This window comes from Streptomyces sp. NPDC088817, from assembly GCF_044750345.1.
In the GTDB taxonomy this organism is placed as follows: Bacteria; Actinomycetota; Actinomycetes; order Streptomycetales; family Streptomycetaceae; genus Streptomyces.
Genome location: NZ_JBIVJN010000010.1, coordinates 148,280 through 163,393, shown reverse-complemented (window position 1 = coordinate 163,393; position 15,114 = coordinate 148,280). Strand labels below are relative to the sequence as shown.

6 protein-coding genes and 1 pseudogene are annotated in these 15,114 nt (G+C 66.8%); 1 reads left to right on the top strand and 6 read right to left on the bottom strand.

Annotated features, from left to right (window positions below; genetic code table 11):
* Positions 1-25: 25 nt before the first annotated feature.
* The 6 genes and pseudogenes from ACIP4X_RS20360 to ACIP4X_RS20335 all read right to left on the bottom strand — a co-directional run.
* Positions 26-157: pseudogene (locus ACIP4X_RS20360) on the bottom strand (DDE endonuclease); the annotation flags it as partial.
* A 171-nt stretch (positions 158-328) separates the two neighbouring features.
* On the bottom strand, positions 329-868 hold the full coding sequence (locus ACIP4X_RS20355; protein ID WP_391452975.1) for a transposase: 540 nt from the start codon (positions 866-868) through the stop codon (positions 329-331).
* A 291-nt stretch (positions 869-1,159) separates the two neighbouring features.
* Positions 1,160-1,423, bottom strand: coding sequence for a MafI family immunity protein (locus ACIP4X_RS20350; RefSeq protein WP_391453800.1), 264 nt, complete (start codon positions 1,421-1,423; stop codon positions 1,160-1,162).
* Between the two features lie 12 nt (positions 1,424-1,435).
* Positions 1,436-7,924, bottom strand: a complete 6,489-nt coding sequence (locus tag ACIP4X_RS20345) for an RHS repeat-associated core domain-containing protein (protein ID WP_401349802.1) — start codon at positions 7,922-7,924, stop codon at positions 1,436-1,438.
* A 213-nt stretch (positions 7,925-8,137) separates the two neighbouring features.
* Positions 8,138-12,202, bottom strand: a complete 4,065-nt coding sequence (locus ACIP4X_RS20340; RefSeq protein WP_391452973.1) for a LamG-like jellyroll fold domain-containing protein — start codon at positions 12,200-12,202, stop codon at positions 8,138-8,140.
* Between the two features lie 867 nt (positions 12,203-13,069).
* Entirely contained in the window at positions 13,070-13,606 is a 537-nt protein-coding gene (locus tag ACIP4X_RS20335) for an HNH endonuclease (RefSeq protein WP_358728523.1), read from the bottom strand.
* A 333-nt stretch (positions 13,607-13,939) separates the two neighbouring features.
* On the opposite strand from ACIP4X_RS20335, the gene ACIP4X_RS20330 reads away from it, so the two are divergent.
* On the top strand, positions 13,940-15,025 hold the full coding sequence (locus tag ACIP4X_RS20330; protein WP_358728521.1) for a mechanosensitive ion channel family protein: 1,086 nt from the start codon (positions 13,940-13,942) through the stop codon (positions 15,023-15,025).
* Positions 15,026-15,114: the final 89 nt, after the last annotated feature.

Here is a 15,114-nt window from a genome sequence, read left to right as displayed (position 1 = left end):
TACTGACCTTGAATGCGTGATGTCGTCATGGTGGGGCGGGCACCAGTCCAGTTCCGGTGAGGCAGCCGTCGAGAACGTCGTGGCGGTACTGGAGTTGACGTAAGCCCCGCCGGACAGCGGTGATCAGGTCTTGTGGGTCGGCGAAAGCACGGTTGGCCTCGATTCGTCAGCGGGGTTCGATCGGTGATAGGTCCGGCGGTTCGCCCGTAATGTCCCCTGCCGGTTGAGGGCGGGCCGTCGCGTGACGCCGCGGCTGCGCCGGGTTCCACGGGCCCGGAGACTGCGGGGCTGCACTCCTTCCTGGTCCTCGTCGGGGCGATGCCGGGCGTCAGGTGACGGCCGGAAGCTGGGTCAGCCGCTTCCATCTGGTGGTGAACGCCGATGCCCAGGGCGAGGTCCGCTCGATGCGCAGGAAGCGGCGGCGAGCATGGCGGGCCAGACGGGCGGGCAGGTGGTAGAGGCGAAAGCGCATGGTATCCGGCTCGGCGTGGGCCAGGTCCTCGTCGTCGTGGAGGGTCAGTAGCCGCAGCCAGGCGTCGAGATCGACCGCGAGGTTCGCGGCGAGCATCCAGCCTGTGTTGATCTGCCATGAGTGGGAGGGCAGGTTGCGCAGGCCCATGGCCTTGCCGGTGCGGATGCGGCCTTCGACCTCGGCGTGGTCGCGGTGCAGGGCATCGAGGAACTGGATCTGGTGGGATCCGGCGACGCCCCACATATGCCGGATGTTCGTCGCGGTGATCGAGTACCGCCAGCCGGTCTTCTTCTCGAAGTCGGTCAGCTTCTTCAGATGCCGCCGGGAGGGTCGCACGCGGCGGACGATCAGCCGCATCCCCTCCGGCCGGCCCCCGCGGGCGTTCAGGCCGGTCAACTCGGCTACTTGATAACCGCCTTGAAGCTCGCCTTGCTGCGTCAGCTCATTCCTCAGGGGGCGAATGTTCGGAGAAGCATCGAGAATTTCGTGGACTCTCTGCCGCAAGGCCCCGGAGCCTCAACTACTGCCGTCACCCCACGCAGAAGCCCCGCCAGGACGCGTCTGACGGGGCCTCGCGTTTGCATTCGCGTGGGCTTGGCAGAGTTGTCCACCAGTCAGTGGAGGATCTGGGAAGCTCCACAGAAGAGCCCGCACCTCATCCTTGGCTGCACCAACAAGCGAACGCCATCAACTCTCTTGCGCAATCTGCATCCGAAGGTCTTCCACCAGCTTAACTGCGTTCATATCTTCAGCCAGCTGACGGAGCCTTTCGTGGTACGCAGGAGAGATCGTGAGATCATCTTCGTAAATCCACTCGCAGAGCGTATCGAAAGCCAAGGCGTATTCGCCAACCACGAGGAACTCTCGCACATTCCTGACTACTTCCCCTCGAGTAATAGGAGAATCATTCAAGAGTTCCGCGATCACACTCCGGTAGTGCGGCTCCTGCATCACGCCACCCAACTACTTGTAGGGGTACCCAGAGATAATCCGATCACTGGCCGGCTCGTAAATTACCTTAACGTTCACCCCGTCATACTCACCGGTGATCGCCACGCGAGATGGCGCCCCCCTCCTTGTATGGGTGGATCCTTGTGCGCCTTTAACCCATTCCCAGTTGCTATTGGGGTTGGTCGCTACTTCCGCCACGCCGTCGAGGATCTTATCCGTACTCCAGTCGCCCGGGAACACCGATTTACCTGGCTGTCCCGGCCACTTATGACCGCCTCCAGTCCTATTTCCGGAGATTATATGATACTGGGCTTCGCCATCAATCAGCTCACGACCAATACTACCCTCGCCACCACTCCGCCCCAGGCGACCAACTACTCGACCATTCCCCGCAATCAGCCCCGAAGCCACACCTGCCTGAAGCAAGTCGGTCGGATTGAACCAGTCTTCATTGCAATGCCACTTGCGTGGACAAGAAGTCATCTTGCCCACGACTCGCTGGTACGCCCTGGGGTCGGACCCGTCTTCCCTCGGCGCCAAGCAATTGTAATTACTGGCGCTTGGACCACACACGTAGTCGACCCAGTTGTGGAACTTCTCTGCAATCTGGTCAAGATGCGGATGGTTTGCGGGTAGGTAGACGCCCGGATAGATCTTGACGTTCCACTTGCCGTTGATCTTGACCATTTTGTTCGAGTCGCCGTTGGCGGCTGCCGGGAGAGAGCCTCTATAGCCAGCCCCGCTTGATCCTGAAGCCCCTACCCCACCAGCCCCGGGTGGCGCTTTCTTGACGTATTCCTTCTTACGCCCGTTGCCACCCGTTCCCCCAATGGGGTAACCGATGCCGCAGACGTCCGCGAAGCACAGCCCGGTTGGGTCGGAGTAGGTGGCGGGGTTGTTGTTGGCGTAGGCGTAGCCGTTGAGAGTCTGCGGGTCGCCGGGGTCCATGAGCGGGTCGACGCTGATGAAGCGGCCGGTGGTGGGGTCGTATTCGCGGGCGCCGAGGTGGGTCAGGCCAGTGGCTTTGGTGTCGTTGGTGCCGCCGACGAAGCCCTTGGTGCCGGGCCAGGACGTCGGCTCGGTGCCGCGGGTGCCGCCGAAGGGGAGGCTGCGGCGCTGGGTGAGTTTCTGGGTGCCGGCCTCGATGGCGAGTTGGGCGGTGCCGTGGTGGTCGGCGAGGGTGAAGAAGATGCTGCCGTCGTCGGTCTTGACGGCCTGGTTTCCGCCGCCGAGGTCGGAGTAGCGGGTGGCCTTGGGCTTGGTGGCTCCCTTGGTCAGGGTGATCTCGGTGGTGCCGAGGTAGACCGTGGTCTCGGTGAGGGTGCGGCCGATGAGGCGATGGCCGTCAGCGTCGTAGAGGTATTCGGTCGTCTTGGCGGCGCCACCTGCGACAGGTTCGGTCACCTTGGCCAGGTGGCCTTCGACGTCCCATTCGAGAGTCTGAGTGGTGCCGCTGAGAGTCCGGGCGGTGGTGTTGCCGGTCTCGTCGTAGCCGTAGGAGTCCTTCGCGGTGCCGGTCGGGCCCGTGGTCGTCACGGAGGACAGGGCGTGCGGCTGCGGCCGATCCTTGCCTGCTTCGGGGTAGGCGTACGTGCGTTTGACGTCCTTGGCCGCGTTCCCCGTGGGGTCGTGGAGGGTTTCCGTGGTCCGGTTGCCGACCAGGTCGTAGGTGTAGGACTGCCAGTACGGGGCCGGGCCGCCCAGCGTGCTGCCGGTGGGCGCGGTGGCGCAGTTGGTGGTGTTCTGGGTCCAGGCCTCGGTCAGGCGGCGCAGGTGATCATAGGTGAAGCACTGGTTGTCGGTGCCGGAGCGGGAGACGTCCGAGACGGACAGGACGTTGCCGGCTTCGTCGTAGCGGTAGGTGCTGTTCTGGTCGACTCCGGCGACGTCCTGGCGGTCGACCCAGGTGTTGGCCAGGCGCTGGGTGCCCCACTCGTAGTCGTTCGTGACCTTGACCTGCTTGGTGCTGGCGGCCGTACTGTACATCTTGTACTCGTGCGGCTTGCCGGTCCTGAAGTAGCTGGTCTCCGCCTTGAAGCCGTCACCCAGCAGGGAGATGAGCCGCAGTGTCTCCGGGTCGTAGGTGAAGGATTGACTGCCGGCCGGGAGGGAACCGGCCGCGGAGTAGCTCACGACGCCGACCAGCCCGGAGGGCAGGTAGGAGGTGCCAGTCTGGTAAGTGCCCTGCAGGGCACCTTCCTCCTTGGGGATGACCACTGCGGTTCTGAGCGGCCGGTAGAGGCGGTCGTACTGGGTGACCTTGGTGGCGTACGCAACGCCGTCGACGTAGCGGGTGGATTCGGCGGGCAGGCCCTTACCGCCGGCGGCGGTGTCGTAGGTCCAGGTGGCGAGCGGTTTGCCGGAGGCAGAGCCTTCGCGCAGTGCGGTCTGGCGGCCGAGGTTGTCGTAGCCGTGCCACAGTGCCGGGGTGCCCTTCCGGGCATCGTCGGTGGTGACCAGTTGGCCGCGGTCGTCGTACTTGCTGGTGGCGGTGCCCTTGTCGGGGTCCGTCGCCGTCAGCTGTCGGCCCAGCAGGTCGTAGGTGTACGACCAGGTGTTGTCCGCCGGGTCGATGAGCTTCAGCAGTTCGCCGCGCGGGGTGTAGGTGTACTTGGTGGCGTCGTAGGCCGCCTCTGCGCTGCGGGCGCGGTGCTGGCGCAGTTCGGTGGTCCGGCCGCGGGCGTCGGTGAGGGTGGTGGTGGCGGTGCCGCCGACCGGCGGGATCACCGTGGTCCGGTCGCCGCCGTAGATCGTCCTGGTGGTGCCCAGGACGGCGCCGCCGTCGCTGTTACCGGCGATCTGCTTGGCTTCGGTCTGACGGCCCAGACCGTCGTACGTGTACCGGTTCTGGGTCTCCACACCCAGTGCGTCATCCGGCTTGACCAGCGTGGTGGAGGGTGCACCATTGCCGTAGTAGGTGGCGAACTCCCTGGTGGTCAGGCCGCGTTCGTCGTAGAAGGTGTCGGCCAGCAGACGGCCACCGTCCGGACCCGGATCCTGGGACTGGCGGGGGCGCAGGAAGCCGTCGTAGAAGGTGTAGGACGTGCGCTGGACTCCGGCGTTGTTGAGTGTCTTGGTGGCGACCACGACCGGATGGTTCTCGGTGACGGTGTAGGTGTACTGGTAGGTCGGAGTCGGGGGCGGGCTGGTGCTGCGGTCGGCCAGCCATACCTTGGCCGTCCGGCCCAGGGCGTCGTAGTCGACGGTGGTGACGTTGTTGTTGTCGTTGTCGGTCTGCTTCACCGGCAGGCCACGCAAGGGGTCGAGGCTGCTTGTCGAGGTCTGGGCGGTGGTCGCGTTACCCGCCGTGGCCGGGGGTGTGGTCACTTTCACCGTGGTGGCGAAACCGGTGGCCGGGGTGCGCTCGGTCGTGGTCGTACGTCCGTCCTTGCGCGCTGTCCGCGTGACCGCTCCAGTCGACGTGACGGTCACGTCGGCAGTCAGATCGGTGCTGGTCAGGGGGCGGCCGTAGGAGTCATAGGTGGTGCCGGACTCCAGGTACACCGCGGTGGTGCCGTTGTAGTCCTTCAGTACCGCGCCCGCCGTCGCGTCGCCCTTGGTGGGGGCGGCGTCGTATGTGCCGCCGTCGTAAGCCGTGCGAACGTCGGACATCACGTCCGCGGGACGGCTGACGCTCGCGGTACAGGCCTTCGACACCGTCTCCACCCGCGAGGGGAGGGTGAGGATATTGTCGGTCGTGTTGGTGGCGTAGGTGGTGCGGGTGCAGGTGTCGTCGTCGGTGGTGCCGGTGTCGCCGCGGTCGTTGACCTGGGTGACACGCCCGGCCACCGTGTCGAACTCTGCGCTGGACTCGGTGGTGCGCCACTTCGTACCCGCCCCGTCGTCCAGCGACGTCCACGACGTGGTCGACTTGGTGCCGGTGAAGTTGGCGGTGACGGTGCCCCAGCTGCGGGTCTTCTTCGCCGTCTGCTGGTACCAGGGCCGGCTGACCGACTTGCCCAGCACCCTGCCGCCGGGACCGGAGTAGCTGACGGACTTGTAGGCGAAGCCGGCCGCCGCCTCGTGGTCGGTGATCGAGTCGCCCTCACCGGCCTCGAGGGTGACGGTCACCGTCTTGGTGCCGCCGCTGGTGTCCTTGCGGTCGCCGTCCATACCCCGCAGGAAGTAGGTGTCCTCCTGCGACTTCATCGCCGACGCGCCGCCCGGCCCACCGGTCTGCACCCGGACCTGCCCGTAGCCTCGCCACTGGGACCAGGTCTTGAACTTCTCCTTCGTCAACCCGTCGTCATCGTCGTAATGCCAAGCCGCATCGCCCAGGTACCGGTAGCTGGTGACCTGGTCCGGGGCCCCGCCAGCGCGGTCGGTGGCGATCACGGAGGTAACCACGTACTTGTTGAACCACTGCCGCTCGGGATCGTCCGAGGTGCTGCCGCCGATGTACTGCGGGAAGCAGCGTGTGGTGTTGGTCTGCGGACTCGGCAGCGCGGCAAAGCCGCAGGCGGGGTCGGAGTACTTGACACCGATCTCGCCGCCCGATTCGTCGGCGACCGTGGACAGGCGGGCCTTGATGAAAGGCGAGTAGCCGTCACCGATCCTGTCGAGGCGGTTGACCAGCTGGGTATAGGCGAACGTCGTCTTCGGCAGCGTGATCGTGGGGGTCGCCGTGTGGCCGGTGCGTTGGATGGAGTCCAACAGGAGCTGGTAGTCGGCGTCGGTCATGCCCCACCGCTGGGTCAGCTTCCAGGAATCGACGTCGTTGTAGCCGCTGCCGTCGTAGACCTGGGTGCTCACGTCAGTGAGCCGCTTGCGGGTGAAGAACACCGGGGCCAGGCGGCCCTTGTCGCAGTCCTTGCCCGCGTCGCAGTTCAGGTCCCAGGGCGTGTCGTACCAGTAAGCGGCGTCCTTGCCGATGTCCGTGCAGTTGGTGTTGGAGTCGGGCAGGCAGCGTTCGGCGCCCTTGAAGCTGACCTTGGCCAGCGCCTTCGTGCTGTACATCGAGGAGGACTTCAGACCGTACTCGATCCGCTCCAGCGTGCCGCCGCGCACATACGGGGTGTTGTCCTTGGCCTTCAAATTGCGGCCGTAGGAGTTGGTCTCCTGCTCGTAGTAGTAGGCGATGGCGTTGCCATGCACGTCGACGACGTAGTCCAGGTTCCACCGCCACGCCTGCTGGCACCAGGAGTCGGCGAACGCCGAGGCATGGCAGGGCTCACCGGAGTCGTTGCCGAAGACGGGGACGGTCCAAGTGGAGTTCGTGACTGACTTGCCGTCCGCCCAGCCCGGCAGCCGGTTGTAGCCGAAGTAGTACTGGGTGCCGTCCGGGTCGGTCAGCCGCCAGTACTCGCCGTCGTTGTCGCCGTTGCCGCGGCTGCTGGAGGTCAGACGGTCGATCTTGGTGCCGTCGTCGTCCCTGAGCTTCCACGAGTTCGTGCCGATCGGAACCAGCTCGCCGCCCTTGCCGTTGAATGTGATGAACGCGTTGTCGTACGCCCAGCACAGGTCACCGGGCTTGCTGCCGTCCGCGTTCTTCACGCCGTCTTCGGCGCACGGCTTGTAGCGGCGCTCGATGGAACCGGGCCACAGGTTGAAGCCGTCGCCCACCCATGAGGCCTGGTTGTTCGTGTTGCCTGTGCGCCCGTCGATGGATCCGGACGAGTACGACAGCCCGACGTTCGGGGTCAGGCTGCCCGGGACGTCCGGCACCGGCATGTTGTACGACCAGGAGAAGTCACCGGTGTTCAGATTGGTGCTCCATGTCGCCGAAGGTGAAAGCGACGTGGCCGTGTAGTCACCGCTCGAACTGCTCGCCTCCGCCACGGCGGCAAGCACCGTCGGAGTACTGCCACTGAGGGCAACGTTCTGCGCGGTCAGGGTCTGCTTCTCGGTGTCGTTGACCGACGCGACCGGCCGACTGGTACGGCACTGGGCCCGTTCCGGAGTAGTCAGTGCGCACGCCGGCAGCTCCACCAGGCGCAGCCGCGAGGCATAGTTGCCACCATAGGCTTCAGCGAAGCTGGAGTAGTCCAGCTTCGCCCGCACCTGGCCGACTCGTTCAGTCAGTCCGTTCCTGCCCTCGCTCTTCGAGCGGAGCGTGAAGAGCAGCCCCTCGACGTCGGCCTTCTTCGCAGCCTCGCGGTCAAGGACGCGTGCCTCGACGGCACCGCTCGCCGCCTTCGCGCCGGCGATGCCGCCTGTGTCCAGGGCCAGCGGCAGTCCCTTGGCCCGGACACTGGTGCGTGCGGTTCCTTGCCCAGCAGAGGCCGGCAGCTCGACGACGGCCGTTGCCGCCTTCGGCCAAGCCGCGTCGGGGGGCGTCTGCGGAGTGCGCGGGCCCTTCATCAGGGTGCGAGGCTTGGTCTTCACCGCCGACACGGGCACGGGCTTCTCGGATTGGGGAAGGCCGGAAAGTACCTTCCCGCCGTCCGCTGCGGCAGCAGGCTGTGCCACCCCCTGCAGGAGAGTGCCGACCATGACCGCGGCCGAGGCCAGCGCGACACGCCGCCGCAGCGTTTTGAGCCGCTTGCTCGATCTGTCCTTCATCCCGTCCTTCGTCCGTCGCCGCAGGCCGGCCCGCGCGTCGCAGAGCAGGCCGGAGCGGAAGTTGAATGGCATATCGCGTAGGTCTTGCGGCGCCCGGGAGACCCGGGCGCCGCTGTTGCGTCAGCAGTCGCCGTGAACGATCACGTCAACGGGGCCAGTCGGTCGAACTGCACGGTGGCCTTAAGCGCCTCATGACGCGTCCTCCACCAGAGATCAGCCGGCACCAGGCACTTCGGTCGGTACGCCGAACCAGCTGCCGGCCAGCTTTTGAACCTGCTCGTCGGTCAGCGAGCCCTGGAAGACCCAGACGTCGTCGACCAGGCCAGGGAAGTACTCGCCCGTCTTGGCACGGCCGACCTGGAAGGACTTGGCTGCCTTGAAGGCAAGCGTGTTCTCGGCCCAGGCCCCCTGGCTCCCGCAGTCCGTACTGTCCTCCTCATCGCTGTCGCAGGAGACCTCTTGGAGGATTCCGTTGACGTACAGGCGTGCCTGTTTGGCGAAGCCGTCGTAGACCACGGCCAGGTGGTTCCAGTCCCGCGCGTCGTAGAACTCGCTGTTGGTCACGCGTACGACCGTCGCGTCCGAACCGTCCTTGTCCGGCACGGCCAGCTCCCAGTGGCCACGACCCTCCGAAATCGCGGAGTCCGGTACGAAGCGGACAGTGAAAGCACTCTGGGTAGTGCCCTCGGCGCTGACAAGCGCGACGCCTCTGGTCGGCAGCGCGGCGGCCTGCGCCCAGGCGGTGACGGTGTAGCTGCCACTGGTGTCGACCGGCAAGGACGTCGTGGCCGCGTAGCCGCCGACGCCGTCCAGTTCCAGACTGCCGAAGTCGATGAAGCCGAAGTCCGACTTCTTCGCGCCGCCGTACAGCGTGAGCGCGCTGCCGTCGAGCACCGCGTTCGGGGTGGTCACCGGGCCGGTCCCGGTGGTCTCCTCGAACATCCACCGGGCCTTGACCAGCGGACGCTGCTGGAACATCTGCTGGACCTCTTCGGCGCCCACCACACGATCGAACAGACGCACGTCGTCGATCTGGCCCGGGAAGAACGAGCCCGGCTTGCCGTCATAGGAACCGGCCCCGATCTGCACCGCCCCGCCCGCGTACCAGTTGGGCTTCAGATCCGTCTCGCCAGCCTTCACCCCGTTGACGTACAGGATCAGCTTGCCCGCGACCTCGTCGTACACCCCAACCAGATGCGTCCACGTATCCCCGTAGGCGGTCTGCCCCTCAGGCTGCATGGCCCGGATCAGTTTGGCGTCCGGCGCGTCCGTCACGTAATGATTGACCACCCAGCGGTCGTACCCCGCCGAGTAGTACAGCTCCATCCCCGGCCTGTTCGTGCTCGTCTGCGTGGCGATGATCGCCGCGTGGTCCGGCTTTGTCTTCGGCAGTTTGGCCCACGCGGACACGGCGAAGCTGCGCTGGTTGTACAGCACCGGCCGCTTGGTGGTGGCGTAACCGTCGATCCCATTCAGCGTCAGCGCCTTGCCTGCGACGCCCGTCTGCCCAGAGGTGACACCTCCGACGAACGTGGCCGCCGGCACCTCCGCCATCCCGGCCAGCTGCGTCGCGTCGGCACGCTCGTCCATCGAGAACACCGCCCGCGCCGGACGGCCCGCGGTAAGCGACTCCTTGCCGTACAGGCGTGTCACCTCAGCGGCCGACAGCGGCTTCTCGAAGATCTGCACCTCGTCGATCGCCCCGGGGAAGAACGAGGCCAGCCTGCCGCCGTCGTAGAGGCCGGCGCCGATCTGAAGACCCCGGCGGGCGTCCCAGGGCGTGCTGTAGGCCGTGCTCCCGACCAGTGCACCGTCGACGTAGAGCCTCAACTCCTTGTCGCCCAGGCTGTAAACGCCCACCAGATGTGTCCACTGGTCTGCCTTGACCCCACCCGGGGAAGGTGCCATGGCCCGCGCGAGGCCCGCGCCGGTGGCGTCGGCCTTGTACTGGTTGAACACCCACCGGTCATAGGACTTGGAGTAGTACAGCTCGAAGCCCGGAGCGTAGTTGCCGGGCTGGGCGGCGATGATGGCCGCCTGGTCCGGCATCTTCGACAGCTTCGCCCACGCGGAGACGGAGAACCCGACCGAGGTGTCCACGGCGGGAATGTCGGAGACCGCGTAGCCGTCGACTCCGTTGAAGGACACCGCCGTACCCTTGGCCCCGGGCACACCCGGTGTGACGCCGCCGCGCAGCTCCAGCGTGCGCTCCGGAGCCGACCCCACGGCCTGGCTCGCCCCGGCGTCCTCGTCCATCTGCCACATCGCCCGCTCGGGCTGCCCGGCCTTCACCCGGAACCGGTATCCGGTCGGTGCCGAGACGTTTCCAGCGGCGTCGACGGAGGAGACGTAGAGGGTGTTCAAGCCGATAACCGCCGGCAGCAGCTTGAGAGACTTGGCAGCACCGTTCGATGTGGAGACGGCGTTCTTGCCCGACGGGTCGACGTTGATGTCGTACAGGTACTTGATCACCCTGGTCTCGTTACCGACGACGGTGAACGTCCCGTACCTGCCCATGCCGTCGTACCACGGGGCATCGACGGGATCATCAGTGTCCGCAGACGGATAGTCGTTCGAAGTAACGGTCGGCGCTGGCAGTGCCTGAGGGTCGTAATAGAAGTAGCAGGCCGTTGGATCACCCGCGGACGACCACGCCGAATACTGGGCCCCGTCGTACGCGCGGACCTGCCAGTTGACCTCCACGTTCTTCGGGATCGACGACGGCAGGCTGATCGAGAAGCTATTGGTCCCGGACTTCTTGTAAGGGGTGAGGGCCGGCTTCCAACGGGCGATCATGCCCTTGCCGTCCTTGGCGTCCCAACGCGCCTCGAACTGCACCGCGACGTTGTCACCGTCCGGGTCGGTGATGTTGTTCGCGTAGATTGTGCCCAGCGAGCGCACGTGCGCAGCGTTCGCCGGCTTCTTGCACGCGCCACCGTACTGCATCGTCAGCTGCGACATCTTCACCTGCGGCGGCGGTCGGTTGTACTTCACCCGCAGATACGCCTTGTCTGAGAACCGCTTCCAGGCCTTGCCGTCCGTCTCGCTGGCAGCCTGGAGCCCGAAGGTCATCGTGGAGCTCTTGTTGTCGGCGGCCGACTGCACCGCCGACTTCACGTCGAACTCGGCGTCCTTTGCCGCGCAGCCGGTGTAGCCGTAGGCGAACGAGTCAGACGCCAGCTGCTTGATCCAAAAACCCGCGACGTTCTGACTGTTCCACGTCGTCGAGGAGGAGATGTCCTTGGTCTGCCACAGCTCCACCTTGCGCTCGTCACACGACGCCGACCACGTGTTGCGGACCACGAACTCCGCCGACAGGATCGACTTCCCCGCGAACTCAGAGGTCGGAATCCGGTAGAACAGACGCTTGGTGTCGTGGGGGGCGCAGTAGTCCCAGTTGCAGTAGCCCATACCGGCGTCCGAGGCACCGTTGAACTTCCACTGTGGCGACGACGCCCAGTACTTCGATGCCATCGTCCACGCCGACGCCCTCGGCTGATACCACTGCGGATCGATGTACACGGGATAAGTCGTGTCGCGGCCCTTCAGCACATCCGCGTCCGGGGTCAGCACCAACTCATCCTGCCGGGCCGTCACCGCCACGCCCACCGGCGCGAGCTTGCCCGACTCCGCCGCGCCCGGCTCACCGCTCTCATCCTCCGGCGCCGCGGCGTGTGCGCTGAGCGTGGCAGCGCGCGCTCCCGCCGAGGCAGCGGGCTGCTCGCCCGGGCTGGAGTCCCACATCATCGGCTTGGGCGCCTCGAACACCGCGCCCGCCGCGCCCTTGTCGACGGCCTCCAGACCGCCCTCGCTGGTCTCGCGCACGTCCAGGCCCGACGCCGAGAGCTTCAGCCGCAGCTCGGCCAGTTCCTCGCTCGCCGCGGCCTTCGCCGACTTCACCACCAGCAACTGTGTGAAGCCGTCCTCCTGCGCGGTCATCCGCAGATCCACATCGGGCAGCACCGACGGATACGTCGCCACCGGACCCTCCAGACGTGGCTTCGGCAGCGCGGTCGGCCACGTCAGGTTCAACTCACGCCCCGCACGCCGCATCCGCACCAACGGAGCAGACCCGCCACCGGCGGAGAACTCCACGTCCAACGTCGCAGCCTTGGGCGCGATCATGCCCTCACCGGTCACCACTAGGCTGGTGTCGACCCGCTTCCAGCCACCCTGGCCACGGGTCCACACCGGGCGCAGGTACTCCCGCGCCTCCAGACGCCCATCCGGCGTGGCAAAGACCTCATGGCTCTCCCCGCGCCGGGCAGAGACCTCCACCGGCTTCCCCGTACGCCTGGCCTCCGCCAGCGCATCCCCCTCCGACACACCACCGTCGGCGGAGTCGACCTCCGCGCTCCGCGGCGCAGCCGGCACAGCCGCCGCGGCCTCACCACCCCCCAAGACCGGAAGCGCCCCCACGACCAACGTCACACTCAGCAGCGCTCCAACGGCCCTGCCCCTGCCCCGAAACCGGGTCCACACCCTCACTACATCCCACCCACAGCGTTCTCACAGTTGACTTCTGTAACTAAGCCCCACAGGCAAACAGGAGGTCAACAGCCAGATAAGGGACATCCATTGACCAAGATCGGGAAGCGGATGTGACGATCAATACGTTTACTCGGAGCGGTCAAGGTCAGGCAAAAGATTGCCTTCGCTGGGTTCACTCATTACTTCCACGCGCCCGAGCAAACCAAGAGCAATTGCCTCAGCCTGACACTCTGTGTAATCGAAGCCGGCCCAAACCTTGGAGCCCACGCACGACCACGGTGTCGGTGACGTTGCGGACGGCTTAGACACGCCCGTCGGCAGAAGCACCGGATGCGGCTCACCATCACCGCCGCAACCCTCTGCGGCCAGGTCGACGACCCCCGCCGCGAGCAACGGGAGCGCCATCCGTGAGGCCGCGGAGATCCTGCGCACGACACACCGCGAAGTCGCCGGTGGCTGACTGAGTCCATGGTCTTTCCGGAGGGCAGCGCCACCCCATACTGAGGGGGCGCCGGGCGGACCGCCACACGGCCGCTCCCGCGCACCAGCGCCTTCCGCGCCCGGCTACGGCGGGCCGAGCGGGCGCCCTGGGCCCGCGGGCGGGCCCCCGGGCCTGGGGCGCCCGCTCGTCGGCAATGCGAAGGCCCGGAATCGTCAGGCGGAGATGCCGTCGATCCGGGCCAGGGCGTCGTCCGCGCCGTACGGCTGCAGGTAGGGCAGCCAGCGCGGGTCCCTATGCCCGGTGCCGATGATGCGCCAGGCCAGACCCGTGGGCGGGGCCGGCTTGTGGCGCAGGCGCCAGCCGATCTCGACCAGGTGGCGGTCGGCCTTGACGTGGTTGCAGCGGCGGCAGGAGGCCACCACGTTGTCCCAGACGTGCTTGCCCCCGCGCGAGCGCGGGATGACGTGGTCGACGCTGGTCGCGATGCCACCGCAGTACATGCACCGGCCCCCGTCGCGCGCGAACAGCGCCCTTCGGGTGAGAGGAACGGGCCCCCGGTAGGGAACCCGCACGAAACGCTTGAGCCGGACCACGCTGGGTGCGGGGACGGTGACGGTTGCGCTGTGCAGATAGGCGCCGGACTCCTCGAGGCAGACTGCCTTGTTCTCCAGGACGAGGACGAGCGCGCGGCGGAGCGGTACGACGCCGAGCGGCTCGTACGACGCGTTGAGGACCAGGACATGCGGCACGGATGCCTCCTTGTACGCCGGCGGCGCGTGGCTCGCGCCGGGGCTCTCTGCAGTCAGTTTCCCCTCATGCCTGGTGAACGCGCCACCATGTCCCGGTAACGGGCTGGGAGTGTTTTCGACCACACCTCATTCATCCCCCGGAGCACGGGCCCTTCACACAGCCTGTTCAGAGGCCGGTGGTCACCGTCTCCCCATGGGCCCTTCCTGGAACTTCCCGGGAACCCACACACCCTGCCCCGTTAGTGTGGTGGTTCTGCCCGTCCGGTGATCCGTTCGTGACCCCGTCGATATTGACCCCGTGCCGGAGGGCGGATGCACCTGGAGGTACCTGTCGTGTCCTTGCCCGTCGTCCTGCCGGCCGCCGGCCCGTCGCCGTCGCCCTCCGAGTCGCCAGCCCTGACGGTCCCCACGTTCCAGGACGCCCACGAGACCGCGACGAACGCGGCCGGCTGGGTCGAGCAGAACTGGTCCACGTGGCTCGCCATCGGCTTGAAGATCCTGCTGATCCTGGTGATCGCGGCGGTGCTGCGAGCGGTGGTACGGCGGACGATCACCAAGATCATCGACCGCATGGCCCGTACCGCGCAGGCGGTGGACGGCACGGCGCTCGGCGGACTGCTGGTCAACGCCGAACGCCGCCGGCAGCGCTCGCAGGCGATCGGCTCGGTACTGCGTTCGGTGACGAGCTTCCTGATCCTGGGAACGGCGGCGCTGATGGTGCTGGCCACCTTCGAGATCAACCTGGCACCCCTGCTGGCCTCGGCCGGTGTGGCCGGTGTGGCGATCGGTTTCGGCGCCCGCAACCTGGTCACCGACTTCCTCTCCGGCGTGTTCATGATCCTGGAGGACCAGTACGGCGTCGGCGACTCGATCGACGCGGGCGTCGCCGCGGGCGAGGTGATCGAGGTCGGGCTGCGGGTGACCAAGCTGCGCGGGGCGAACGGCGAGATCTGGTACGTCCGCAACGGCGAGATCAAGCGGATCGGCAACCTCTCCCAGGGCTGGGCGACGGCCGGTGTCGACGTCACCGTCCGGGCCGACGAGGACCTCGACAAGGTGAAGGCCACCCTCGACGAGGTCGCCGAGCGGATGAGCAAGGAGGAGCCCTGGAACGAGCTCCTGTGGAGCCCGATCGAGGTGCTCGGCCTGGACAGCGTGCTGATCGACTCCATGGTCGTCCGCGTCACGGCCAAGACCATGCCGGGCAAGTCGGTGACCGTCGAGCGGGAGCTGCGCTGGCGCGTCAAGCGCGCCTTCGACGCGGCCGACATCCGGATCGTGGGCGACGCGACGGCCCCGGCCGACACCCCGGCGGTCGACCCGACGGCGGCCATGTCGGCCCCCTCCGCGTTCGCCAGCGCCACCTCGCCCCAGTCCCTGGCAGCCTCCCCGATCCCGCCGCAGTCGCTGTCGAAGTAGGGCATCAAGGCCCCGCGAAACTTTTCTCTTGACGTCCGCTTCGCGCCGGGCATACCTTCCTCCCACCCAAACAGGAAACTTTCCTAACA